This is a genomic window from Rhodococcus sp. P4_B6, assembly GCF_056402215.1.
This window is the reverse complement of record NZ_JBFUHV010000002.1, coordinates 54,719-79,002: the sequence shown is the minus strand read 5'-3', so window position 1 is coordinate 79,002 and position 24,284 is coordinate 54,719. Positions and strand designations below refer to the sequence as shown.

The 24,284-nt window shown below is 69.1% G+C and carries 26 protein-coding genes; 13 read left to right on the top strand and 13 right to left on the bottom strand.

The window, feature by feature from the left end:
- The first annotated feature begins 21 nt into the window (after nucleotides 1–21).
- On the top strand, nucleotides 22–2,163 hold the full coding sequence (locus tag AC1DWT_RS01285; RefSeq protein ID WP_095862823.1) for an N-acetylmuramoyl-L-alanine amidase: 2,142 nt from the start codon (nucleotides 22–24) through the stop codon (nucleotides 2,161–2,163).
- A gap of 31 nt (nucleotides 2,164–2,194) precedes the next feature.
- On the opposite strand, the gene AC1DWT_RS01280 is transcribed toward AC1DWT_RS01285, so the two are convergent.
- From AC1DWT_RS01280 to AC1DWT_RS01270, 3 genes are read right to left on the bottom strand one after another with little or no spacing between them, the layout of a single operon-like run.
- Nucleotides 2,195–3,016, bottom strand: a complete 822-nt coding sequence (locus AC1DWT_RS01280; RefSeq protein ID WP_072938619.1) for a Cof-type HAD-IIB family hydrolase — start codon at nucleotides 3,014–3,016, stop codon at nucleotides 2,195–2,197.
- A 44-nt stretch (nucleotides 3,017–3,060) separates the two neighbouring features.
- Nucleotides 3,061–3,792 (bottom strand): lysophospholipid acyltransferase family protein, encoded by a 732-nt coding sequence (locus AC1DWT_RS01275; protein WP_095862821.1) that lies wholly within the window; start codon nucleotides 3,790–3,792, stop codon nucleotides 3,061–3,063.
- 11 nt (nucleotides 3,793–3,803) lie between these two features.
- Entirely contained in the window at nucleotides 3,804–4,559 is a 756-nt protein-coding gene (locus AC1DWT_RS01270) for a lysophospholipid acyltransferase family protein (protein ID WP_072938622.1), read from the bottom strand.
- 89 nt (nucleotides 4,560–4,648) lie between these two features.
- On the opposite strand from AC1DWT_RS01270, the gene AC1DWT_RS01265 reads away from it, so the two are divergent.
- Entirely contained in the window at nucleotides 4,649–5,476 is an 828-nt protein-coding gene (locus tag AC1DWT_RS01265; protein ID WP_206014367.1) for a hypothetical protein, read from the top strand.
- Between the two features lie 99 nt (nucleotides 5,477–5,575).
- Nucleotides 5,576–7,123, top strand: coding sequence for a Rieske 2Fe-2S domain-containing protein (locus AC1DWT_RS01260; protein WP_072938627.1), 1,548 nt, complete (start codon nucleotides 5,576–5,578; stop codon nucleotides 7,121–7,123).
- Nucleotides 7,124–7,175: 52 nt separating this feature from the next.
- On the opposite strand, the gene bfr is transcribed toward AC1DWT_RS01260, so the two are convergent.
- The 4 genes from bfr to AC1DWT_RS01240 all read right to left on the bottom strand — a co-directional run bounded on the left by bfr (nucleotide 7,176) and on the right by AC1DWT_RS01240 (nucleotide 9,738).
- A complete protein-coding gene (gene bfr, locus AC1DWT_RS01255; protein ID WP_072938629.1) occupies nucleotides 7,176–7,661 on the bottom strand; it encodes a bacterioferritin in 486 nt (161 codons plus the stop codon).
- A gap of 90 nt (nucleotides 7,662–7,751) precedes the next feature.
- Complete coding sequence (locus tag AC1DWT_RS01250; RefSeq protein WP_012691106.1) at nucleotides 7,752–7,934, bottom strand: (2Fe-2S)-binding protein; 183 nt, start codon at nucleotides 7,932–7,934, stop codon at nucleotides 7,752–7,754.
- Between the two features lie 94 nt (nucleotides 7,935–8,028).
- A complete protein-coding gene (gene serS / locus AC1DWT_RS01245; RefSeq protein ID WP_095862818.1) occupies nucleotides 8,029–9,285 on the bottom strand; it encodes a serine--tRNA ligase in 1,257 nt (418 codons plus the stop codon).
- 33 nt (nucleotides 9,286–9,318) lie between these two features.
- On the bottom strand, nucleotides 9,319–9,738 hold the full coding sequence (locus tag AC1DWT_RS01240) for an ankyrin repeat domain-containing protein (protein WP_072938635.1): 420 nt from the start codon (nucleotides 9,736–9,738) through the stop codon (nucleotides 9,319–9,321).
- An 81-nt stretch (nucleotides 9,739–9,819) separates the two neighbouring features.
- On the opposite strand from AC1DWT_RS01240, the gene AC1DWT_RS01235 reads away from it, so the two are divergent.
- The 5 genes from AC1DWT_RS01235 to AC1DWT_RS01215 all read left to right on the top strand — a co-directional run bounded on the left by AC1DWT_RS01235 (nucleotide 9,820) and on the right by AC1DWT_RS01215 (nucleotide 13,756).
- The gene (locus AC1DWT_RS01235; RefSeq protein WP_477919424.1) at nucleotides 9,820–10,926 is read left to right on the top strand and encodes a septum formation family protein; all 1,107 of its coding nucleotides are present in this window, start codon (nucleotides 9,820–9,822) and stop codon (nucleotides 10,924–10,926) included.
- Nucleotide 10,927: 1 nt separating this feature from the next.
- Nucleotides 10,928–11,278 carry a metallopeptidase family protein gene (locus AC1DWT_RS01230; protein WP_072938640.1) on the top strand — a complete coding sequence of 117 codons (351 nt, stop codon included), beginning with the start codon at nucleotides 10,928–10,930 and terminating at the stop codon, nucleotides 11,276–11,278.
- Between the two features lie 150 nt (nucleotides 11,279–11,428).
- Entirely contained in the window at nucleotides 11,429–11,734 is a 306-nt protein-coding gene (locus AC1DWT_RS01225) for a PE family protein (RefSeq protein ID WP_072938642.1), read from the top strand.
- 34 nt (nucleotides 11,735–11,768) lie between these two features.
- On the top strand, nucleotides 11,769–12,965 hold the full coding sequence (locus tag AC1DWT_RS01220) for a PPE family protein (protein ID WP_095862815.1): 1,197 nt from the start codon (nucleotides 11,769–11,771) through the stop codon (nucleotides 12,963–12,965).
- Nucleotides 12,962–13,756 (top strand): ESX secretion-associated protein EspG, encoded by a 795-nt coding sequence (locus AC1DWT_RS01215; protein WP_095862814.1) that lies wholly within the window; start codon nucleotides 12,962–12,964, stop codon nucleotides 13,754–13,756. The genes AC1DWT_RS01220 and AC1DWT_RS01215 overlap by 4 nt, the downstream gene beginning before the upstream one ends.
- A gap of 1 nt (nucleotide 13,757) precedes the next feature.
- Here the strand turns inward: AC1DWT_RS01215 and AC1DWT_RS01210 are convergent, their stop codons facing one another.
- The 4 genes from AC1DWT_RS01210 to AC1DWT_RS01195 are packed head-to-tail and all read right to left on the bottom strand — an operon-like array spanning nucleotide 13,758 to nucleotide 17,550.
- Nucleotides 13,758–15,161: a lipase maturation factor family protein gene (locus AC1DWT_RS01210; protein ID WP_072938648.1), complete on the bottom strand. Its 1,404-nt coding sequence runs from the start codon at nucleotides 15,159–15,161 to the stop codon at nucleotides 13,758–13,760.
- A 55-nt stretch (nucleotides 15,162–15,216) separates the two neighbouring features.
- A complete protein-coding gene (locus AC1DWT_RS01205) occupies nucleotides 15,217–15,888 on the bottom strand; it encodes a histidine phosphatase family protein (RefSeq protein WP_072938650.1) in 672 nt (223 codons plus the stop codon).
- Entirely contained in the window at nucleotides 15,885–16,802 is a 918-nt protein-coding gene (gene pheA / locus AC1DWT_RS01200; protein WP_072938652.1) for a prephenate dehydratase, read from the bottom strand. Before pheA ends, AC1DWT_RS01205 begins: the two co-directional genes overlap by 4 nt.
- A 55-nt stretch (nucleotides 16,803–16,857) precedes the next feature.
- Entirely contained in the window at nucleotides 16,858–17,550 is a 693-nt protein-coding gene (locus AC1DWT_RS01195) for a hypothetical protein (RefSeq protein WP_477919423.1), read from the bottom strand.
- Between the two features lie 114 nt (nucleotides 17,551–17,664).
- Here AC1DWT_RS01195 and AC1DWT_RS01190 point away from each other — a divergent pair, with 114 nt between their 5' ends.
- The 4 genes from AC1DWT_RS01190 (at nucleotide 17,665) to AC1DWT_RS01175 (ending at nucleotide 21,324) form a co-directional block, all read left to right on the top strand.
- Nucleotides 17,665–18,429: a DUF2470 domain-containing protein gene (locus tag AC1DWT_RS01190; protein WP_007298301.1), complete on the top strand. Its 765-nt coding sequence runs from the start codon at nucleotides 17,665–17,667 to the stop codon at nucleotides 18,427–18,429.
- Between the two features lie 37 nt (nucleotides 18,430–18,466).
- The gene (locus tag AC1DWT_RS01185) at nucleotides 18,467–19,285 is read left to right on the top strand and encodes a CPBP family intramembrane glutamic endopeptidase (protein ID WP_072938656.1); all 819 of its coding nucleotides are present in this window, start codon (nucleotides 18,467–18,469) and stop codon (nucleotides 19,283–19,285) included.
- 258 nt (nucleotides 19,286–19,543) lie between these two features.
- Nucleotides 19,544–20,749 carry an LCP family protein gene (locus AC1DWT_RS01180; RefSeq protein WP_477919422.1) on the top strand — a complete coding sequence of 402 codons (1,206 nt, stop codon included), beginning with the start codon at nucleotides 19,544–19,546 and terminating at the stop codon, nucleotides 20,747–20,749.
- A gap of 23 nt (nucleotides 20,750–20,772) precedes the next feature.
- Nucleotides 20,773–21,324 carry a ferritin gene (locus AC1DWT_RS01175; RefSeq protein ID WP_072938662.1) on the top strand — a complete coding sequence of 184 codons (552 nt, stop codon included), beginning with the start codon at nucleotides 20,773–20,775 and terminating at the stop codon, nucleotides 21,322–21,324.
- Between the two features lie 9 nt (nucleotides 21,325–21,333).
- On the opposite strand, the gene AC1DWT_RS01170 is transcribed toward AC1DWT_RS01175, so the two are convergent.
- Nucleotides 21,334–22,524, bottom strand: a complete 1,191-nt coding sequence (locus AC1DWT_RS01170) for a lipase family protein (RefSeq protein ID WP_095862811.1) — start codon at nucleotides 22,522–22,524, stop codon at nucleotides 21,334–21,336.
- Nucleotides 22,525–22,748: 224 nt separating this feature from the next.
- Here AC1DWT_RS01170 and AC1DWT_RS01165 point away from each other — a divergent pair, with 224 nt between their 5' ends.
- On the top strand, nucleotides 22,749–23,294 hold the full coding sequence (locus AC1DWT_RS01165; protein WP_124390723.1) for a ferritin: 546 nt from the start codon (nucleotides 22,749–22,751) through the stop codon (nucleotides 23,292–23,294).
- A gap of 66 nt (nucleotides 23,295–23,360) precedes the next feature.
- Here AC1DWT_RS01165 and AC1DWT_RS01160 read toward each other — a convergent pair whose 3' ends face one another.
- Nucleotides 23,361–24,275, bottom strand: coding sequence for a DUF5926 family protein (locus AC1DWT_RS01160; protein WP_095862810.1), 915 nt, complete (start codon nucleotides 24,273–24,275; stop codon nucleotides 23,361–23,363).
- Nucleotides 24,276–24,284: the final 9 nt, after the last annotated feature.

Below are 24,284 nucleotides of genomic sequence, written 5' to 3'. Positions count from 1 at the left end.
TACAACTGAGGAGAGTCCCCCTTGCCGCACCGTCGACCGAAGCCCTCGATCGTCCTCGGGGCTGTCGCCGCGCTGGCTGTCGCAAGTCCCGTTGCGGTCTACGGCATCAGTAGCGCACCCTCGGACGTCCGATCCACGAACGAAACCTCCAACTCCGCCGTGTCCACCGAGATCGCGCAGGTAGTGCTGTCGCAGATCCCCGACATCGTGATCCCGCTGAAGGAACTGACCGGGCTGAACCTGCCGGACGTCAACATCGGCGACCTCCGGAACCTGAAGATCCCGCCGTACCTCCACATCCCCAGCAACGTGCAACTCCCCGGYGGAATCCAGATCCCGAGCCTGCAGATCCCGCTGAAAATCCCCGCCCCGGGCGACGTCTCCGACCCCGCGATCCTGCCCCCGGCCGATCAGCAGCCCGGCGCGATCGTCAAGGAACTGTCCCGCGACACCCCGTTCAGCATGGTGGCGCTCACGTCCGAAACCCTCGCGTCCGCGGAGTCGAAGGTCCGTGCGCTGCAGGCCGACGGAACGTGGGGACAGTGGGTCTCCCCCGACATGATCGACACCCGTCGCACCGACAAGACCGCGTCGGACGGCACGGTCGCCACCGAACCCGTCTACGTCGGGCTGACGAAGGCGATCCAGATCCTCACACCCACCTCCGCACCCGCCCAGGCGGGCGCACCCGCACCCGCACCGGACGCGGTTCCCGCACCCGAGGCACCCGCTCCCGCACCGGCGCCCGCCGCCGGCGGGGCCGCGCCGCTCGGGTACACCCCCGCCGCCGTCAACACGCCGCTGCGACAGCAGCCGGCACGAGCGGGCGCCGACGACGTCACCGCCGTGCTCATCGAACCGGGCAGCGGCCCCGGCGACGCCACGCTCAGCGACATCGCGAGCCCGCTCGACAGCGGCGGCCCCAAGGTCATCAGCCGACAGCAGTGGGGCGCGGACGAGTCCATCCGCTGCCAGGACCCCGACTACGACGACTTCATCGGCGGTGCAACCGTGCACCACACCGCGGGCGCCAACGACTACTCGAAGGCCGAATCGGCCGAGATCGTCCGGGCGATCTACGCGTACCACGCGCAGACGCTCGGCTGGTGCGACATCGGCTACAACGCGCTGGTCGACAAATACGGCCAGATCTTCGAGGGCCGCGCAGGCGGTCTCGACCGTCCCGTCCAGGGCGCACACGCGGGCGGGTTCAACGAGAACACCACCGGCGTCGCGATGATGGGAGACTTCTCGTCCGAGGATCCGCCGCAGGCCACGCTCGACGCCGTCGGCAAGTTCCTCGGCTGGAAGCTCGGCAAGGCCGGACTCGACCCGCTCGGCGAGACGACGATGTACTCCGAGGGCACCGAGTTCACCCCGTACGCGGAGGGTGAGGCCGTCGACCTGCCGGTGATCTTCGCGCACCGCGATGTCGGCAACACGTCCTGCCCGGGCGACGCGGCGTACTCGCACATGGACGAGATCCGGCAGATCGCGGCCGCCAACCTTGGCGGCAACGCGTCGCTGGCCTCGGACGCACACGCGGGTGAGGCTCCGGCGCCGTCCGGCGGTCCGGGCACGGATGCCAGCGGCAGCCTCGGCGCCGGGATCCCCGCCCTGGTCAACGAACTGCTGCGGCTCACCGATCCGTCGCCCGTCGCCCAGAAGTGGGTCGCGGAAGGCGGCGACACCGGCAGGCTCGGCCAGGCCATCACGGGACTATTGCAGGCCAAGGCCGGGAACTCGGGCGCAGAGTTCGCCAACGGCGCCATCTTCACCTCGCCCAACGGCGGCGTGTGGGCGGTCCTCGGCCAGATCTTCAAGACGTGGCAGAGCCTCGGGGCCGACAACGGTGAACTGGGCCTGCCGACCAGTGACGAGTACTCGATCCCGGGCGGTCTGCGCACCGACTTCGAGAACGGCTCGCTGATCTTCAACGAGCTCACCGGCATCGTGACCAAGGTGTTGAAGACGTACAACGACACCTACGCGGAGGCCTACAAGAACGGCGCCCGGGTCGATGCCGCGGCTCCCGTCGCACCGCCCGCGGACCCGGCACAGATTCCGCCGGCCCCCGCCGAGCCCGCTCCGGCACCTGCACCTGCACCCGAACCGGCTCCCGCGCCCGCTCCCGTCGAGCCGGCACCGGTTCCGGCCGGCTGACCGGGTTACCCCCTCTCGGGCGCTGGTGGTCTCAGGACCACCAGCGCTCGAGTACTTTCGCGACCCCGTCGTCCCAGTTGGTGGCCGTCACCTCGTCGGCGGCGGCCTTGGCGTCGGGATGCGCGTTCTCGACGGCGACACCGCGGCCCGCGAGGTTCAGCATCGGGATGTCGTTGGGCATGTCGCCGAACGCCACGATCTGCGACGCCGTCACGCCGAGCCGTTCCGCGACCAGCGCGAGCCCGGACGCCTTCGTGATGCCCGCCGCCGACAGTTCGATCAGCCCGTTGTCGGTGGAGAACGTGACGTCGGCGCGGCGCCCGATGTGCGGCGCCAGCGCGTCGACCATCGCCTGACTGGACATTTCCGGCACCCGGATCAGCAACTTCACCGCGGGGGCCGCGACGACCTCGTTCTCGGACATCTCGGTGTTGTCGGGGTTGAGCCAGGCGTGCTGGTAGCCGGGCGAGCTGACGAACTGCGGCGTGGCGGCGTCGTGGGCGCTGACCCCGACCCGCTCGGCCGCGAGACCGGCGCCGGGCAGCACGTCGAGCGCGATCGCCGACAGCCAGGTGAGGGTGTCCACGTCCAGGGTCGCGGCGCTGAGCACGCGGTCGCTGTCGCTGTCGTAGATGACGGCGCCGTTCGCGCAGACGGCGAGCGGCGCGTAGCCGAGGCCCTCGACCACGGGATGGATCCAGCGCGGGGGCCTGCCGGTGGCCAGCACGAAGGGTGTCCCCGACGCGACGACCGACGCGACGGCGTCCCGGGTGCGGGCGCTGATGCGCTCGTCCTCCCCGATCAGGGTGCCGTCGACATCGGACGCTACAAGGCTCGGTCGGTCTGGGCTCACCCAGCCATTCTGCCTGCCGGGCCCGCGACGCCACCGGGCGGCCGTTACCGGGACCGGCGTTCCTCCGCCTCGCGGCGGTCCAGCTCGGTGGCTTCCTCGATGGTCGGCGCACTGCCACCGAGACGTCGGGGCACCCAGTACGCGCCCGCCGGATGGTCGAATCCGTCCTGCACCCGGCGCAGGATCGCGCCCATCTCCGCGTGCAGGGTCTCGGTGAGGGCGTCCGCCGGTTCGCGCGGCTCGATCGGCCGTCCCACCTCGACGGTCACCGGGAAGCGGTGCCGTCCAAGTTGTCTCGGCCGGCCTTTGGTGGCGATCCGCTGAGCACCCCACACGATGACGGGCACGATCGGCACCCCGGCATCGATCGCCATGCGCGCCGCACCCGACTTCAGTTCCTTGATCTCGAAGCTCCGGCTGATGGTCGCCTCCGGGTACACCCCCACCAGTTCGCCCTCGCGCAGCCGCTCCACCGCGGTGAGGTAGGCGCCCGCTCCCGCGGTCCGGTCGACCGGGATCACCCCGCATCCGCGCATCAGGAACGCCATCACCTTGTTGTTCGCGAGTTCGGCCTTGGCCATGATCCGCAGTTTGCGGTCCACCGCACCGACCGCGAGTGCCAGCTGGACGAAGTCCAGGTACCCGGTGTGATTGACCGCGAGCACCGCACCGCCCTCGGCGGGGATGTTGTCGAGGCCGACTCGCGTCATCCTCAGCCCCTGGAACAGGGACAACGCCCTGGCCGTCGACTCGACAGCCGCGTAGACCGGCTCCACCGCCACCGTCTCTAGCTACCGGTCTCCCGGGACCGGCGGGCCTGCGCCTTCGCCTCGGCGTCGGCGGCGTCCATCTTGTTCGCCTCGTCGAGCGTCGGCGCACTGCCACCGAGTCGCGCGGGCACCCAGTACTCCCCTGCCGGGTGGTCGTACCCCTGCTGAAGGTCCGCGAGCATCGCGGTCATGGTGGTGTGCAGCTTCTCGGTCAGCTCGGACGCCGGCTCGAACGGCTGGATCGGCTCACCGACGGCAATCGAGATGGGAGTGTTCGTGCGGCCCAGCCGCTTCGGGAACCCCTTGGTCCACACCCGCTGTGCGCCCCAGATGACCACCGGGACGATCGGCACATTCGCCTCGATCGCCATCCGCGCGGCACCCGACTTGAATTCCTTGATCTCGAAGCTCCGGCTGATGGTGGCCTCCGGATAGACGCCCACCAGTTCGCCGCGACGCAGGAAGTCGACGGCCGCCTTGTACGAATCCGAGCCGGCGGCCCGGTCGACCGGAATGTGCTTGAGCGCGCGCATGATCGGGCCCGAAATCTTGTTGTCGAACACTTCCTTCTTCGCCATGAAGCGGACGTACCGCTTCACCCTGCGGGCCGGAAGTCCGGCGTAGGTGAAGTCCATGTAGCCGGTGTGATTGATCGCGATCACCGCCCCACCCGTCGCCGGAATGTGCTGATCACCCTTCACCGTGAACTTCAGCCCCTCGAGGGCGAATACGGTGCGGGCGATGCCGATGACGGTTCGGTAGACGGGTTCCACAATCGGCTAGCGTAGCCGGGTATCCGCGATCTGGCCCGCCGTCGGGGACGGACATTCGGTGGGGAGTCGACAGAAAGGGCGCGCTGGACATGGGTGGCACGGGCAGGAGGGCGCTCATCGCGCCGGTCGTCGCGGTGATCCTCGGGGCGGGGGCGGCGTGCGATTCGCAGTCCGGCATCCCGACGGAGGAGCCCCCGGCCGACGCTGTGTCCGCGCCCACCTCCGCGGCCGAGCCCACGACCACCACACCGCCTGCCCCCGTGCCGCAGGTGGTCGTCGGTGAGGTGCCCGGCAACCCCGCGGCGGTGGACGCGGTCAGAGCCTGGGCCACCGACCTGGTCACCCGGCCCGCCGCCGTCCCCGCGAAATGCTGGACGCTGCCGCCCGCGCAGGCCGCCGACCAGTACGCCGACGCGTCCGCGATCCTCGGGGCGCTCGCGCAACCCGGCCTCGACGGGCAGTTCGCGGTGTCGTGGACGGGCGGCGGGACCACGGTGTCCGTCAAACGCAGCGAGATCGCGTCCGGCTACGCCTGCCCCCACGTCCACCCCGCCGGGACCGTCGACTTCTACACCCCCGCCGACGCCGAGTACGCCGTCACCCGGTTCCTGTCGCGGGAGTCCGGCGCGCCGGTGAACCGGGCGGACACCGAGACCGCCTACCCGCTGATCTGCCCCGGCCTGAGCCCATGGGACCCGGCGGGCACGGGCGCAGGCGGCCGTCCGCCGCTCCGGCTCGACCCCGACGTCCTGGCCGGGACCACCGCGTTCGCCGCCGACGCGATGACCGCCACACCCGTCCGCGGTGACTACCTGGACGTGTCCGTTCCGGTCACCGACGTGTCCGGTGTGACCGTCACCAAGCAGGTCACGCTGTCCATCGGACCCGACGGATATTGCCTGGGCGAAGTGACCTGACCGCACGTGAGTGGCACGGTGTGCTGGAGCGCGCATTGTCACTCACCTGGGGGGAACGCCTACCCTGGAACAGTCGCTCAGCTCCCAGGAGGCATACCAGTGCAGGTCACCAGCGTCGGACACGCCGGATTCCACATCCAGACCGAGGCAGGCTCGATCCTGTGCGACCCGTGGGTCAACCCCGCGTACTTCGGGTCCTGGTTCCCGTTTCCGGACAACACGCAGCTCGACTGGGACACCCTCGGCAACTGCGACTACCTGTACGTGTCGCACCTGCACAAGGACCACTTCGACCCGGAGAACCTGGCCAAGCACGTCGACAAAGACGCGACCGTGCTGCTCCCCGACTATCCGGTGCCGGACCTCAGGCGTGAGCTCGAGGCGCTGGGCTTCCACAAATTCTTCGAGACCGAGGACTCCGTCAAGCACAAGGTCACCGGGCCCAAAGGTGACTTGGACATCATGATCATCGCGCTGCGCGCGCCCGCCGACGGTCCGATCGGCGACTCGGGTCTCGTGGTGTCCGATGGCGAGACCACCTGTTTCAACATGAACGACGCCCGGCCCGTCGACATGGACGTCCTGCACGACGAGTTCGGCAAGATCGATATCCACCTGCTGCAGTACTCGGGCGCCATCTGGTACCCGATGGTCTACGACATTCCGACCAAGACGAAGGCCAACTTCGGCAAGCAGAAGCGTCAGCGCGGCATGGACCGCTGTCGCAGCTACATCGAGCAGGTCGCGGCCACGTGGGTGGTGCCGTCCGCGGGGCCGCCCGTGTTCCTCGACGACGCGCTGCGCTACCTGAACGACGACCGGGGTGACGAGGGCAACATCTTCCCCGACCAGATCACGTTCCTCGAGCAGATGCGGATCCACGGCAACGACGGCGGGATCCTGATGATCCCGGGGTCCACCGCGGACATGAAGGGTGCCGAGCTGACGCTCACGCACCCGATCCCGGACGCCGAGGTCGACAAGATCTTCTCCGATAAGGCCGCATACATCGAGGACATGGCGCAGCGCTTGGCACCGGTCCTCGCCGCCGAGAAGGCCACGTGGGCCCCCGCCGAGGGTGAGCCGCTGCTCGAGGCGCTGAAGGCGAAGTTCGAGCCGATCATGAAGCAGTCCGACCTGATCTGCGACGGCATCGGCTACCCCGTCGGCCTGGTGATGGGCGACGAGACCGTCGTCCTCGACTTCCCGGCGCGCACCGTCCGCCCGCGCGGCGAGAAGGACGGCAAGTACCGGTACGGCTTCCGCATCGCCCCCGAACTGGTGCGCACGGTGCTGCGCGACGACGAGCCCGACTGGGTGAACACCATCTTCCTGTCCACCCGCTTCGAGGCGTGGCGCGTCGGCGGGTACAACGAATTCCTCTACACGTTCTTCAAGTGCCTCACCGACGAGCGCATCGCGTACGCCGACGGCTGGTTCGCCGAGGCCCACGACGACTCCGCGTCGATCGAACTCGGCGGTTACGAGATCCAGCGGCGCTGCCCGCACCTGAAGGCCGACCTGTCGAAGTTCGGCGTCGTCGACGGCACCAACCTCACCTGCAACCTGCACGGCTGGCAGTGGGACCTCGAGTCGGGGCGCTGCAAGACGTCCAAGGGGCACGAACTGCGGTCCACGAAGCTCTGACCCCGGCGGGTGAATGTACCCTTCGGCGCATCTGAGGCGTCGAAGGGTACGTTCAGCCGACGGTCGGCGGCTGATCGACGAGCTGGGCCATGTAGAGCTGGTCGCCCATCTTGTCCATCAACTCGATCTGCGTCTCGAGGTAGTCGATGTGATCCTCTTCTTCCTTGAGGATCCCCTCGAGCAGTTTCGCCGACGTGGCATCGCCCTTCTCGCGGCACATCTGGATGCCCGGACGCAGGCGCTCGACGACCTCGACTTCGATGGAGAGGTCGGAGTGGAACTGCTCGCGCAGGTCCTGCCCGATGCGCAGCGGCAGCAGCTTCTGATAGTTCGGAAGCGCTTCGAGGAACAGGATCCGGTCGGTGAGGATCTCGGCGTGAGTCATCTCCTCGATGGACTCCGCCCGGGTCTTGTCCGCAAGTTTGGTGAATCCCCAATTGGCTTGCATCTTCGAGTGCAGGAAGTACTGGTTGATCGCGGTCAGCTCACTGGTCAACTGTTCGTTGAGAAGAGCAATGATCTCGTCGTCGCCACGCATGACTTCTCCGTTCGCCCCGGTTGTGGCGAACGTACCACTGGCGATACCACGGTGTGGCGAATCGCGGGATTCAGTTGTGCTGCAGTTTTGTCACGCGGCCGTGCTACCGACGACCGTCCGCTCGCCCAGAATCTCCTTCAACCGATCTACGCACGTTCCACATCCCCAGCCGGCACCGCACCGCTCACCGATCGCATCCGCGCTGTCGGCCCCGGCGGCACAGTGCTCATGCACTTCGTCTTCCGTCACGGCCTTGCAGATGCACACGAACATGTGGAGCTCCTCACCAACCAACTGGATTAGGTAAGGGTTACATCATTCTCGCGATCGCGCAAGGGTAGCCTTCCCAAAATCTCGGGGCGGCGCATCACGGTTTCAAAACATCCGTCCCGACGAACGGCACGAGCGCCTCGGGCACCCGCACGGTGCCGTCGGACTGCTGGTGGTTCTCCAGGATGGCGACGATCCACCGGGTGGTGGCGAGGGTGCCGTTGAGGGTTGCGGCCGTCTGCGGCTTCCCGTTCTCGTCGCGGTACCGCACGCCGAGGCGACGCGCCTGGAACGTCGTGCAGTTGGACGTCGACGTGAGCTCGCGGTACGCCTGCTGCGTCGGCACCCAGGCCTCGCAGTCGAACTTGCGAGCCGCCGACGACCCCAGGTCGCCGCCGGCCACGTCGATCACGCGGTACGGCACGTCGATGGCGGCGAGCATGTCGCGCTCCCACGCGAGCAGGCGCTGGTGCTCGGCGTCGGCGTCCTCGGGCTTGCAGTAGGTGAACATCTCCACCTTGTCGAACTGGTGCACCCGGATGATGCCGCGGGTGTCCTTGCCGTAGCTGCCTGCCTCGCGGCGGAAGCACGTCGACCAGCCGGCGTACCGCTTGGGGCCGTCGGCGAGGTCGAGGATCTCCCCCGAGTGGTACCCGGCCAGCGGGACCTCGGACGTGCCGACGAGGTAGAGGTCGTCGTCGGCGAGGTGGTAGATCTCGTCCGCGTGGGCGCCGAGGAACCCGGTACCCGCCATGATCTCCGGCCGCACCAGCACCGGCGGGATCATCATCTGGAAGCCGTTGGCCATCGCCTTCTGCGCGGCCAGCTGCAGCATTCCCAGCTGCAGCATGGCGCCGAAGCCGGTGAGGAAGTAGAAGCGGGCGCCTGAGACCTTGGCCCCGCGCTCCATGTCGATCAGCCCCAGCGACTCACCCAGCTCGAGGTGGTCCTTGGGTTCGAAGTCGAACGCCGGAATCTCCCCGACCGTCTCGAGTGTGACGAAGTCGTCCTCACCGCCGGCGGGGGCGCCGTCCTGGACGACGTTGGAGATCGCCCGGTGCGCGGCGTCGAGCGCGGCCTGCGCCTGGTGCTGCTCGGCCTCGGCCTGCTTCACCTTGGCCGCGAGTTCCTTGGATCCCTCGAGCAGCGCCGGACGCTCCTCCGGGGACGCTTGACCGACCTTCTTGCCGAACGCCTTCTGCTCGGCACGCAGGTTGTCGCCGGCGAGAACGGCGGCGCGACGGGACGCGTCGGCCTCGAGCAACGCGTCGACCAGGGCGGGATCTTCGCCACGGGTGCGCTGCGACTCGCGGACGGCGTCGGGGTTCTCGCGGAGGAACTTCAGGTCAATCACGGCTTCAAACCCTACCGGGCGCCGCGGAGCGGCTCACTCCGGTTTCGGTTCCAGCAGGGTCAGGAGATCCTCGCGGCCGAACATCCGGGCGGCGTCGACGGCGGTCGGGTGGCCCGCCGTGGCGTCGGCACCACCGGCGACGAGGGCTCGCACCACGGCGTCCTCGCCCTTGAACAGCGCCCCTGCCAGCGGGGACTGCCCCTTGTCGTTGAGCCGGTCGACGTCGGCCCCGCGGTCGATCAGAACCTGAACGGCCTCGGCGTGACCGTGGTAGGCCGCCAGCATCACCAGCGTGTCGCCGTTCTGATTGGCGAGGTTCACCGGGACGCCCGCGTCGAGGTACGTGGCGAGGGACACGGCGTCGCCGGATCGTGCCGTATCGAACACGCGCCCGGCGAGCTCCTGCAGTTCGGGATCCACCGGCTCGGCGGAGCGCTGAGAGTCGTCGCTCATGGTTGTCGAAGGTACGCCGGGTTCGAGCCGATTGCGGGAGTTGTTCTGCTTCCTCGATCGGAACGGGCATTATGGAAATCGATGTCCTCAGATCAGTCGAACGGCGCCGACCCCCAGCCGCAGAATGGCGGGCAACCGGAGAAGGCTCCCCGCAGCATGTCCGCGACCACGACGCGTCGCGCGCTCGCGGCCGTCGCGGCAGGTGCCGTGGTGGCGGCGATCGCCACGGTCGCGATCGCCGGCGGTTTCAACCGCAGCGAGAATCTCCCCACGCACTCGACGGGTGCCGGACCGCAGGCGACGGGTTCGGCGGAGGGCGACGCGTTCTCTTCGGCGGCGGCGGGCGACTGCCTCGACTGGACGCCGTCGAACGACCCCCAGGAAGACCGGAAGGACGTCGCGAAGGTCGACTGTGCGGACGAGCACCGGTTCGAGGTGGCGGCGCCGCTGGATCTCAGCGTGTATCCCGGCGCCGAGTTCGGTCCCGGTTCGCGTTACCCGGGTGCGTTGCGGTTCGCCGCACTGCGGGACGAGCACTGCGTGCCCGCCGTCGACTCCTATCTCGGCGCAAAGTTCGATCCGTACGGCAAGTTCAGTGTGGGCCTGATGTTCCCCAGCGAGTCCGGTTGGGCCGCGGGCGAACGCACCCTGCGGTGCGGCCTCCAATTCTCCAGCACGGCAGGAACGTTGCTGCCGTTCACCGGGAAGGTGGCCGAGCAGGACCAATCCAACATCTGGGACCCCGGCACCTGCATCGGCATCAACCAGAACGTGCCGACCGATCCCGTCGACTGCGCGCAACCCCATGCCTTCGAAGTGATCTCCGTCGTCGACCTGGCCACCCAGTTCCCGTCGTCGATGCCGTCCGTCGAGGATCAGGACAAGTATCTCGAAGGCGTGTGCACGCAGGCCGCCAACGAATACCTCGGTTCCGCAGACGCGCTGCGGAACAAGACGCTCACACTGTTCTGGGACAACCTGGAACTCGACAGCTGGCTCGCGGRCAGCAGACGGGTGAACTGCTCGGTGGGTAAGGAGACCGACGCAGGCGGCTTCTCGACCATCACCGGTTCGGCGAAGGGCGAGATCCTCATCAACGGCGCCGCGCCCGTGCCTCCGCCGCCGGTCCCGGAGGGCAGGTCGATGCCGACGCCGCTCCCCGGCGCGGCCCCACCCCCCGGGAACTGATGTGGCGGTGAGCATGACGCCCGACCGATTCGAGGAATTGGTGGGCGACGCACTCGATCTGATCCCACCCCAGCTCGCGGCAGCGATCGACAACGTCGTCGTGCTGGTCGACGACCGCAACGACGAGGACCCGTATCTTCTGGGCCTGTATCACGGGATCGCCCTGACGCAGCGGGACAGTCATTACGGCGGATCGCTGCCCGATACCATCACCGTCTATCGCGACGCCCTCCTCGAAATCTGCAGTTCGGAGGAGGAAGTCGTCCACGAGGTCGCCGTCACCGTGATACACGAGGTTGCGCACTACTTCGGGATAGAAGAAGATCGCTTGCACGAGCTCGGCTGGGGATGAACGGTTTTCCCGAGAAGAATTTCTCGGGATCGGGGGGAACCGAAGAGCGCGGTGCAGCGTCCAAGTGTGTAGGGACAGCTGCACATGCAGTTCGTTTGCCGGGGGGCAACTGCCTTCCGCCTGCCTAGGTCAAGAAGGAGTTCGACGCACATGCCGGATCTGCACGTCGCACCTGAAGCTCTCGTCGCCGCCGCCGTGGAACTCGACGCGCTCGCCGCGCGTCTCGAGGCAGCGGTCGCTCTCAACTCCGCGGCCATCCGTGTGCTCCCCTCCGGGAGCGAAGAGGTCTCCCTGCACGCCGCCGGTTACTTCAACACCGTCGCGGGCACGTTCACCCCCGCTGTCGCGCAGGGCATTCTCGAGATGCGCGAGACCGCGAACACGCTCCGCACCCAGGCCGCGTTGTATGTCGCCGAGGACGTCGCGCTCGGCGCGACCCTCGCTGCGGGCATGTGACGGCCGGCGCCTCGAAACCACCAGGAGATCAGACATGACCATGGGACTGACAGGTGTCATCTGGTTGCCCCGAGGGGCGACCGTCAACTCGACCACCCTCGTCGCGGGCGCGGGACCGGTGCCGCTGAGCGTGGCGAGCGCGGCGTGGACGGCGCTGTCCACCAGCTTCGTCGACGCCAACCTCACGCTGGTGCGTGTGATGGCCGAACTCGCGGCCGGCTGGCAGGGTGTGTCCGCGGTCGCGGCACTCGCGAAGATCACGCCGTTCACGGTGTGGACGGCCGAATGCGCGGAACTCGCCGCGGACACGGCCGCGAAGGCGGGGCTCGAAGCGGGCGCGTACACCACCGCCGCGCTCATCATGCCGAGTATTCCCGAGATCGTCGCCGTGAAGACCGCGAAGGCCACCGCGTACACGACGGGTGGTGCGCTCAACGGCACCGCCGCGGCCGCGGAGGCCGCGGACCGTGCGATGGACATCCGCGCGGGGCTCGTGATGGAAGGTTACGAGGCCGCGTCGAACATCCTGGCACTGAAGCGCGCGTACCGGCAGCCCCCGCGGATCGTCACCAAGGCCGATTCGAAGGAGGTCGGGACGTTCGACGAAATCCCGGCCGACGGTGAATTCGATCCGACACGTGCCGCGGCGGCCGCTCTGATGGCCGCAGGCCAGAACCCGGCCGTCACCACGGCCGCGTCACAGGTCGGCAGCATCGCGGGCACCACCGTCTCCACCGCCACGTCGGCGGCGAGCAACATCGGCGGCGCGGCGTTGTCCGCGGTCACCGGTGGCGGCGCCGCCCCGATGATGGGCGGTGCGCCGGTGCTGTCCGGTGGCTCGTACGGCGGCGGTTCCGCGGCGACCAGTGCCGCGGCCGCCCGCACCTCCGTCGGTGGCATCGGCGCCGGCGCGGCAGGCGGGGCGACGCTGCCCGAGGGCTGGGGCAGGACCGACGGCGGCCAGGGGGCACGGCCCGGCGCACCGGCAGCCACACCCGGCGGGGTGATCGGAGACGTTCGCGCCGACGTGAACCCGGCCGCGGCGACGCGCGGCGGCACCGGTAGCGGACCGATGTCGGTCGGTCGCGGGGCGGGCGCGGCCGGTTCACAGGACGACGACGAGCGGGAGACCCCCGACTACCTGAAGAACTTCGAGCACTTCTCGGACGGGCGCACGGTCATTCCCTCGGTCATCGGCGCGAACCCCGACCACCGGGAGTCGGGACGGTGATCGACCTGGGCACCCAGCCGGGCGTACCGACCCTGCCGGCGGTGACCCTGAGCCTCGACGAAATGGATTATCTCGTCGACACGCTCGCGCTCGACGTGCTGCCGGTGGTGCTCGACGCCACCCCGCGGTACGACACGTACGACGCCAGGGACGCCGCGTTCCGCGGCGCCGCCGGCGCCCTCGCCGCCCGGGATCTGCTCCCGGGCGGTGGGGTCCACCCCGAACTCGCCGACCGCCTGCGGGTTCTGGCCCGGCCGCTGTGGGAGATCGCCCTGCGCTGGTACGTCGACGGCAGCATCTCGCGACTGTGCGTCTCCCGGGGCGAGGCACTGTCGGTGCTGGCCCTGCGGGCCGGCGACACGTACGTCGTCCAGGATGCGGGCGCCGACATCTTCGCGCCCGTGATCGGTGCGCTGGGGGCGGTGGAACCGTTGAACGCCGGCGTCGTCAACGCACCCACGGTCCAACTCGGCGCGGCGTTCGATCAGGGCGGGGACGGCAAGTCGCTCGCGGCCGCGCTCGCCGTGCTCGGCGTGCCCGCGGTCGACGCGACGGTTCTGGGCAACGCGATGGCCGGCTGCACCACCTACGCCGAGATCGTCGGAATCGTCTACGGCGACGGGCAATACGATCCGGTCGGCGGGCCCGTCACGGTATTCGACACGGAGGCCGGGCGCATCGTCGGCACGTCCAGTGTGTCCGCGCACGGCGTGGCGTGGTCGTCGCTCAGCCCCGGCACCCCGCAACGCCTGCGGCAGGCGCTGGAATCGCTGGCCGACCGGCTCCGCTGACCTACACGGGTTGCCGCTTCCACCACGCACCGGTCTCGCGGCGCTCCTTCCAGGTGGTGAATTCGTACCGGTACATGCGCGCACGCACATGTTTCGGCGGCTGATCCGGGAACGGGTTGTACTGCAACAACTTCAGGGTGTCCGGGTCGTTGCGCAGCAGCCGCTCGACGAACCCCCGGAACCACGGTTCGGCGTAGCCGGGCGAGATCGCCGTGAACCAGAGCAACCAGTCGAGCCGCAGGTGATACGGCGCGAATTGGCGCGGCCGCCGGTTGACGTCACCCGGTTTCCCCTTGAAGCCGTACTCCTTCCACTCGGAATGCAGGCCGCGATGAGCGTCGGACGTGCCCTCCACGATCACCTCGTACCGCACCCGGGTGATGCTGCCGAACGCGCCGTACGTGTTGACGAAGTGCCATTTGTTGAACGACGCATTCATGCGCTGGCCGTGGGAGATCAGGTTGCGAATGGGCCAGTAGCTCAACACGACGACGAGCGCGGTCACCGCGATCACCAGCGCAGCGAACGGGACGGGCGCCGAGTCGCTGCCCGCCGGGACGTCGACGGGCAGCACCGTCTCGTACACGCTGTCGGGGATGGCGGACAGACCGAGCACGATGGTCGTCCAGTTCAGCCAAGAGAAGTTGCCGCTCGCCACCAGCCACAGCTGGGTGACGATCATGATCGTCGCGGCGACGGCCGCGACCGGTTGCGGCGCGAACAGCCCGAACGGCACCACCAGCTGAGCGAAGTGGTTGCCGAGCACCTCGACCCGGTGCAGCGGCTTCGGTAGCCGGTGGAAGTACCAGCTGAACGGTCCGGGCATGGGCTGGGTTTCGTGGTGGTAGTACAGGCAGGTGAGGTTCTTCCAGCATCGGTCGCCGCGCATCTTGATCAGCCCGGCCCCGAATTCGAGCCGGAACAGCAACCACCTCAGCATCAGCAGCACCAGGATCGGTGGCCCGACCGACGCGTTGCCCAGGAAGATCGCCAGGAAACCTGCCTCTAGCAGCAGCGACTCCCAGCCGAAGCTGTACCAGAGCTGGGAGACGTTGACGATCGAGAGGTACAGCACCCACAGGGCGAACCACACCAGCATGCACACGGCGAGCGGGACGACCTGCGTCAGACCGAGCAGCGCGGCGAGCGACAGTCCGGCGCCGGTCCAGCAGATCCCCTCGAAGAACCGGTCGGAGTAGTGCAGGTGGAAGATACTCGGCGAACGCGTGAACGGGACGGCACGGAGAAACTTCGGGATGGGCAGCATCCCGGTGCTGCCGACGAGCGGCCTGAACTGGTTTCTCGCGGCCAGGAACGCGACGAGGTAGATCGCGGCGAGCCCCTCGGTGACGAGCAGCCGACCGAGCGAATAGTTTTCGCCAACGAACCAATCCAACGCCGTCACTCCTCGAGGACGGTTTCCTCCATCGTCGCGCAACCGCAGGGTGCGCGCAACGACGTCACCCCATCGGATCGTCGGCGCCGGGGATCACCCGGTGCTCGAACGGCGGCTCCACGGTTCCCCAGCGCACGCACTCCCAGCTGCCGCCCGCGAGCGGGGTCAACTCCACCGTCTGGGTGTTGGCCAGGTGATTGTTGGCGGCGAACAGCCCCGGCACCCCGGCCAGTTGTGCTGCCACGAGCCGGATGGCGGCGCCGTGGCTGACCAGCACGACGTCGCCCGAGGCCGCCGGATCGTCGAGGTACTGCTCACGCAGGGAGTCCACGACCGGGACGTACCGGTCGAGGATGTCGTTGGCGGATTCCCCGCCGGGAACCCGGGCGTCCAGTTCGCCGGTGTGCCACAGGTGGAACGTCTTCATGAACAGCTTGTGCGACTCCTCGTCGCTGCGGTCCTCGAGTTCACCGGCCTGCGCCTCGTGCAGTCCTTCCCGCACCTGGACGGCGATGCCCGACGCCAGTTCCACGAACCGCGCCGTCTGCCGGGCGCGCAGTGCCTGCGAGGACACGAGTGCGGCCGTCGTCGCGCGTGCGGCGAGGTCGTTTCCGAGCCGCTCCGCCTGGGAGAGTCCTTCGGGTGTCAGCCGGGCGCCGGGCAGCCTCGTGTCGAGCCTGCGCTCGACGTTCGCCTCGGTCTGCCCGTGCCGGACCAGGATCAGCCTGCCGCTCACGATTCCCTCTCTCCCTGACGGATTCGTTCGATCCAGTCCGCCGCGTCTCCGTCGGACGGCGGGGGCGGGCCGCTCGGGTTGGCGGCGGGCCAGGACCCGAGGAACCGCACGTGCGACTTCCGGTGCAGCGCACGGAACGCCTCGGCGACGAGCGGGTCCTCGATGTGCCCGATGCAGTCGACGAAGAAGCGGTACAGGCCGGGGGTGGTGCGCACCGGGCGTGATTCGATGCGGATGAGATCGATTCCGCGCGTCGCGAACTCGGAGAGCACACCGACGAGGGAGCCGGGGGTGTTGTGGGGTTCGAGGACGGCGGAGGTGCGGTCGCCGCCGGTGCGGGCGGGCACCCGGGTGGGCGCGGTGACCAGAACGAATCGGGTGCGGGCGCTCTTCTCGTCGGCGACCCCGTCGGCGAGGCTGCGGAGCCCGAGCCGTTCGCCGGCGAGGGCGGTGGACACGGCGGCGTCGGCGAGGCCGTTCGCCACGTCCTCGGCGGCGCCGGCGTTGGAGGACGCCGTCTGGAGTTGGGCGCCGGGGCAGTTCTCCTCCAGCCAGATTCGCACCTGACCGGCCGCCACCGGGTACGCCCGCACGGTGCGCACCTGGTCGAGCCGCTCGACGCCCGCCCCGCCGAGGATCGTGAACGCCACGTCGAGTTCGGTCTCGGCCACGATCTGCAGGCGGTCACCCAGCGCGAGCGAGTCGAGGGTGGGCACCACGGCGCCCTCGACGGAGCTCTCGATGGGAACGACGGCGCCGTCGACGACGCCGTCACGCACCATGGCCAGGGTGGCGGGCGGACTCGTCGCGGCCACCCGCTCCACGGGCCCGTCGAAGGCACCCTCGGCCTCGAGCTGGGCGAGCGCCATCTCCGTGAAGGTTCCCGACGGTCCGAAATACGCGATCTTTGGCACGACTACGAGATTACGCACCGAGCGTTGACGGTCCGGCGCATTGACGGTGAATGTTTTACCGCAGACCCGCGTCCGCCAGCTCACCGGCGACGAGCACCGGGTCGTCGACCTCGACCCCGAGCAGGACCTCGCGGACGGCCTCCGCGGCCTCGGGGATCAGCGAGGCGAGTCTCGTGGGATCCGGGGTCGCGAGCGCCGCCCGCACGTCGTCGCCGCGGAGGGACGCGACCGTCCCCGACAGCAGCGCGAGCACCTCGGCGGTGTCACGGGCCCGCGCCACGTATCCGACGTCGGCGTGCGCGAGGACGGCGAGGAAGTCGGCGACCTCGCCGATGGAGTGCCCGCTCGCGAGTCCCGGGATGCAGCCTGCGTCCGCGAGGTGCTGCGCCGTCTCGGCCAGGCCGGCGTCGTCGCTGCCGTCCGCGACGACGAACACCGCGAGCGGGGACGGCAGCCGCAGCGCGACCGCGTCGCCGAGCTGGCCCGCCGGGCAGTCGAGGTGGAACCGGACCGCCTCGTAGGAGGCCTGCTCGCTGGTGCGGAGAACGGCCGGGTCGACGTCGAGCCCCACGATCACACGGCCCGCGTCGGTGCCGACGGCGTCGAGCAGCGCGGACGCCGCGACCACCCGCGGTCCGAATGCGCCACCGGCGGCCGGGCTCGTGTCCCGGGTCCCGCTGAGCAGATCCGCGAGCAACGACTGCGGTCCGCGGGAGCGCGGAACACCGAGGGAGAGAGGTATGGCCACCGTCCCACCGTATGCCCGCCTCGTGGACCGAAATCTTTTCGGGTCTTGCCCTCGCCGGTTCCGTCACATTAGGTTAGGGTTACCTCAGTATCGCGGAACCCTGAAGGAGGCTCCATGCCCGTCACGACCACCGGTCCGTCCACCGCCGAGCGTGTGCGTAGCTCGTGCGCACGGACCCAGGACGCGGTACTCGCCGTCGAAGGCAGCGCACCGACCGTCACGTCGGTCCACCACCTGCGGTCCAGCGGCGACGTCGTCGTCGCGGTGCCCACCGAGTCGGCGGCCGCCACGCTGTCCTGGCTCGCCGGCGGCGGCGGAATCCCGGCCGTGCTCGAACTGACCGACAACTCACCGCTCGCGCTGCGCGAGCCCGTGCGGTCGCTCGTCTGGCTGCGCGGCAACCTCCACGCGCTGTGCGAGGCACACACCCGCACCCTCGCCGACGAGGTGGCCTCCGAATACCCGCACCCCGGACTACTCGACGTCGGACACGATGCGACGCTGCTGCAACTGCGTCTCGAATCGGCGGTGGTCGCCGATTCGAGTGGCGCCGAACCCGTCGCCCTGGACGATCTGCTCGCCGCCCGGCCCGACCCGTTCTGGGAGATGGAGACCGCCTGGCTCCAGCACCTCGACGAAGACCACCGCGACCTCATCGACATGCTGTCGCGCAAACTTCCGCCCCACATGCGGCGCGGACGCGTCCGCCCCCTGGGCATCGACCGGTACGGACTGCGACTGCGCGTCGAGAACGACCACGGCGATCGCGACATCTGGATGCCGTTCTCCGCGCCGGTCGACGACGCCGTCGCCCTGAGCAGGGCGATCCGGCTGCTGGTGGGATGCCCGTTCGTGAACGGACTCCGCGCGCGCGGCTGACCGGCCCTCCGGTTCGCCGCACGCTAGCGTGTGCGGCGTGATCTCGCGCGCAACGCTCACCTCCTGGCTACAGCCGGCCTCACCCGAACCGGCCGCCCCGGTGGCCGCCGGCACCGAGCGCCGGGCCCTGTGGATCGAGATCACGATCGTCCTGCTCGTCACGTTCGGGACGAGCGGGCTGTCGGGACTGCTGTCGCTGACCGAATCGCTGCTCACACCCGGCAACCTGGCCGACCAGGCCGTCGCGCTCAACGTCGCCCGCGCCGAGAACCAGATCATCGACGTCGCCCGGCAACTGCTCGGCGTCGTGAAACTCCTCGCGTGGGGCGCCCTGGGGCTGTATCTCCTGTGGCGGAGCGGTGCCGGCCCACGCGACGTCGGGCTCGGCCGATTCCGCTGGCGCCCCGATGCGACGCACGGTGTCGGGCTCGCCGCACTGATCGGTCTGCCCGGGCTCGGCTTCTACCTGCTGGCCCGCGCGATCGGCGCCAACCTCACCGTCGTCCCCAGCACGATCGGGGACCACTGGTGGCGTCTGCCCGCGCTGATCCTGTGGGCGATCGCGAATTCCGGCGCGGAGGAAGTGCTCGTCGTCGCGTATCTGATCACCCGGCTGCGGCAACTCGGGTGGAGCGAGAATTCTTCGCTGCTCGCGTCGGCGCTGCTGCGGGGGACGTACCACCTCTACCAGGGCTTCGGCGGCGGGCTGGGCAACGTCGCGATGGGTCTGGTGTTCGGCCGGTACTGGCAGAAGACCGGACGGTTGTGGCCTCTCGTGATCGCTCACGCCACCATCGATTCGGTCGCTTTCGTCGGCTATGCCGCGCTGCGCGGGCACGTCGGCTGGATTCCGTAATCCGGCCGGACCAGTAAAGTCGTGCGGGTGACCGGCGACGCCCCCTATCCTCCGTTGCCGCCCCGTCCGCCTCGGCGGACGCCGGGCGGGCAGCAGGTGCCGCCACCCCCGAACCGCCGAATCCCGCCTCCCGACCAGCGGGTTCCTCCGCAGACCCGGCGGGTGCCGCCGCAGGGTCCGCCGCAACAGGGGCCTCCTGCGCCTCGCCCGCGACACCCCGCGCCGCGTCAGGGTCCGCCGCCGCAGGAGGGCACCCAGGTGATCCGCCGCGACGGCCGGGGCGCCCCGCCGCCGCCCCAGCAGGCCTGGTCCCAGGCCCCGGAACCGCAACTGTCCCGCTCGGCCCCGCCGCAGGGTCCGCGCGGCTACGCACCCACCCAGACGCCGCAGCCGTACCGCGACGCACCACCGCCACCGCCACCGCAGGTGCCCGACCGGCGTCCCCCGCGCACGCCACCACCTCCGCCGCCCGCACCGTCGCGGGCCCCGGAGCCGCCGCAACAGCGCAGGCGGCCACGGCACTGGGGGCGTCGCATCGGCATCCTGTTCCTGGTGCTGGTCCTGGCGCTCGCGGGCATGACCTATTACCTCGACAGTTCGCTGAACCGGATCGACGCGCTGGCCGACTACCCCGGCCGGATCGGCGACACCCCCGGCACGAACTGGCTGCTGGTCGGTTCGGACAGCCGCACCGGGCTGACCCCCGAGCAGGAACAGCAACTGTCGACCGGCGGCAACAGCGGTCCGGACCGCACCGACACCATCATCGTGGTGCACGTCCCCAGCGGCGGCGGCCCGGCGACGATGGTGAGCATCCCGCGCGACTCGTACGTGTCGATCCCCGGCTACGGCGAGGACAAGATCAACGCGTCGTTCGCGTTCGGTGGTCCGCAACTGCTGACCCAGACGGTCGAGGAGGCGTCCGGTCTGCACATCGACCACTACGCGGAGATCGGATTCGGCGGATTCGCCGGCATCGTCGACGCGATCGGCGGCGTCGACATGTGCCTGGACACCGCCATCGACGACCCGCTCGCGGGGATCAACCTCGCACCCGGCTGCCAGGAACTGTCGGGGGCGCAGGCGCTCGGTTTCGTCCGCAGCCGCGCGACCGCGCTCGCCGACATCGACCGGATGAACCATCAGCGGATGTTCATGGCGGCGTTGATGTCGAAGGCCACCAGTCCGGCGACGTGGCTCAACCCGTTCCGCGTCTGGCCGCTCGTCACCGACACCGCCGCATCGTTGCGCGTCGACGAGAGCGACCACATCTGGAACCTGGCCGCACTCGCCTGGGCGGTTCGCGGCGACATGGTCACCACCACCGTCCCCGTGGGCGGTTTCGAGGACGTCGACGGCTCCGGGAACGTGCTGCTCTGGGATCACGACCGGGCATCGCAGTTCTTCGACGCGCTGGCCAACGACCGTCAGGTCCCAGCCGAACTGGTCACCACCGGACCGTGACGCGCGGCCGTAAACTGACACCCATGACGCACCCGGAGCCGAAGGCACCCAGCGAGTTCCATGCCCTCCTGCAGCAGCAGATCCGCAACGAGTTCACCGCATCCCAGCAGTACATCGCGGTGGCCGTCTATTTCGACTCGCACGATCTCCCGCAACTGGCTCACCGGTTCTATTCGCAGGCCGCCGAGGAGCGCGGCCATGCGCTGATGATGGTCCAGTACCTGATCGACAACAACCTCCAGGTGACCGTCCCCGGCATCGACGACGTGGTCACCGATTTCGATTCGGTGCGCGCCCCCGTCGCACTGGCGGTGGAACGGGAACGTGCCGTCACCGAGCAGATCACCAAACTCGCCCGCACGGCCCGCGACACCGGCGACTACCTCGGCGAGCGGTTCATCCAGTGGTTCCTCGAGGAACAGGTCGAGGAGGTCGCAAGCATGCACACGCTCCTGACGATCGTCGAGCGCGCCGGCGACAACCTGTTCGACATCGAGGATTTCATCGCCCGCGAGATGAGCGGCAACTCGCCGGTCCGGCCGGGTGCGCCGAAGCGCGCGGGCGGCGGCGTCTGACCTGACGGGTCAGCAGCGGGTGGGCGCCGGTTCGCCGCGGAATCTCGCGGCCACGTATTCGTACGCGTCCGGAAAGCCCACCACTGCCGTCGTCATGTGCTCGGAAATCTCGTACGGGACGAACGTCAGTCTGGCGCCGGCCGCGCAGTAGCGGTGCGCGGTCTCCGCGATCGAATCGAACGGCGTCAGCCCGTCGAGGGTGCCGTGCCACAGGTAGAGGGGCGCGGTCGGGACACCCTCGTAGTACCGCAGACTGTTCTCGCGCAACACCTGGTGCGCACCCGAACTCGCCATGAGGCTGGTGGACGCGGCCAGCTGTCCGGCGCTGCGGAAGGCGCCGTGGAACAGCAGGAACCGGCGGCATTCGTTCGACATCCACTCGCGCAGCCACAGCCCGGTCGCGTTCAGCTGCGACGAGATCGGCAGCTGCTCCGGGTATTCACGTTCCAAACCGATCGCGGCGGCGAACGCGAGCCCGAACCCCGGATGCGGATTGAACCCCAGACCCAGGGCCATCTGCTCGAGGTCCGCGGGAATCCCACCCGCCACCACCGCGTCGAGTTTCAGTTCGGGCGCATAAGTCGGCGCCAGCGCCGCGGCCCAGGCACTGGCCATACCGCCGCCGGAATATCCGGCCAGCGCCACCGGGCTGTGCGTCAACCCCAGTTCGGCCACCCGCTGGACCGCCCGGACGCTGTCGAGGGTGATCATTCCCCCGAGCTTCGCGGCACCGTACGCGCCGGTCGGGCCGAGATGATCGGGCACCGAAACCGCCCAGCCGCGCTGCAGCCCCAGATACAGGCCCGGCGACTCCTGCAGTTCCAGATTGAACAGCGAGTGCGACGGGGCACATTTGGTTCCGAGCGAATTCACGATCGCCTGATACGACACGAGCGGAGGGTTCGCGACACCGCGGGGAAGCAGCACGGTGGTGACGGCCAGGATCGGATGTCCCGCAGAGTTCGTCGACCGGAACGCGATCTGCCACCCGTCGGAGTTCGCGTACATCCAGGTGTCGATCCGCCGCGTCCGCACGACGTCGCCGGGATTCAGGACCCCGAGGTCGGCGGGGGCCGAATAGAAGGGGTCGGGGTCCGGCCAGGGATACAACGGGTCGGCCTGCACGGGAGCCGGAATCGTCGCGCCCAGGAAAAGGGCACCGAGAATGAACGCTATCCACGCACCGGGTCGTCTCAACATGTGCCTGCGCCTCCGCACCGTCGGAACGGTGTGAATCTTATACAGAGGCCGGGGCCCGGCGACGCGGATTGCCCCGTTCCCGCCCAACCGTTCGTCGCCAGTTCACGTTAGGAAAATGACATCAGAATGGTTCCGAAATTAGGTTGACTTTAGTTTGGGAACGCTTGCCAAAATTAGGTCGAACTTGGATGACACGTGCCCTGACCAGCGATATTATCCATTTCATGACTTCCACTGACGCGCACAAGACGAAATTCCACGCTCTGCTTCACGACCAGATTCGCAACGAATTCAACGCGTCACACCAGTACATCGCGACTGCCGTCTATTTCGACAACTCGGACCTGCCGCAGCTGGCCAAGCACTTCTACAAGCAGGCCGTCGAAGAGCGCAACCACGCCATGATGATCGTCCAGTACTTCCTCGACCGCGACATTTCGGTGGAACTGTCGGGTGTCGACGCGGCGAAGGGCCAGTTCGAGAACGCACGCGAGCCGATCGCACTCGCTCTGACTCAGGAGAAGACGGTCACCGAGCAGATCGTGCAGCTGGCGAGCACCGCCCGCGAGGAGGGTGACTACCTCGGCGAGCAGTTCATGCAGTGGTTCCTCAAGGAGCAGGTCGAGGAGGTCGCGAGCATGACGACGCTGCTGACCATCGCAGACCGCGCGGGCAGCAACCTGTTCGACCTCGAGGAGTTCGTCGCACGCGAGATGAGCGGCCCCGCAGACACGTCCGGCGCACCGCACGCGGCCGGCGGTTCCATCTAGGCGCTTCGCGCCCGTGCGCCTTTCTGGTTGTGGTGGCTACCAGAAAGGCGCACGGGCCCGGAGGGCCTATCGCAACGTCACCTGGCGGCCGCGCAGTCCGTCGCGGGCGCGTCGTTCCTCGGTGGTCAGCGGCGCGTCGACGGCGAGCGCCTCGGCGAGTCGCTGACCGAGTTCGACGGTGGCGGCGGCCCACTCGTTCGCGTGCTTTTCGCGGTCCACGTCGAACACCGGGACCAGCAGTCCGTGCGTCCGGAACGACCCGGCGTAGCGCGAACCCTCACCCAGGTGCAGGCCGCCGGTCGCGTGCACGCGTGCCAGGGCCAGCATCAGATCGTCCTCGTTCTCCGGGCGCACCCAGCGGATGTGCGCCTTCTCGCCCGCGTCGACCCACCACGCCGCGACGACACCCTCGGCCTCGACGCGCGCGGACGGCATGATCGCCGCATTCGCGTGCTGCACGGTCGTCGCGACCTCGGGTGCCGGCTCCACGCCTTCGGGAATCCACCAGTTGAAATCCTGGTGCACGGTGATGTCGAGCGGTGCGTCCGCGTCGATCACGTCGGCCAGTGCCGGGGTCTCGGATCCCGGGTTGGCGGAGGCCAGCGATTCGCCCGCGGCGGCATCACGGACCCAGGCGACGGACGCGGCCAGGTCGGCGCCGAGGTCGGCGGAGTGCGCCTGGACCTGCACACCGACGAACCCGGTGGCGCTGTCCCCCTCGTCGCGGACCAGCGCCGCGACGGCACCGGGCAGCACGGTCGCGAGCGTCACCGGACGGGACGAATCCTTGACCGGAAGCGGGGCGGTCGCCGACGGGACGAACTCGCGCAGCGCCACCAGATCGCATTCGGCGGCGAGGCCTTCGAACGGCCGGGTCACGGCCGCCGCGGCGCTCTCCCGTTCCGCCTGCCGCTGGGCGAGCTTCTCGGCGCGGGCGCTACCCGGCTTCGGACCACTGTTTCTCTTGCTCTTCTTTGCCACGACGCCAAA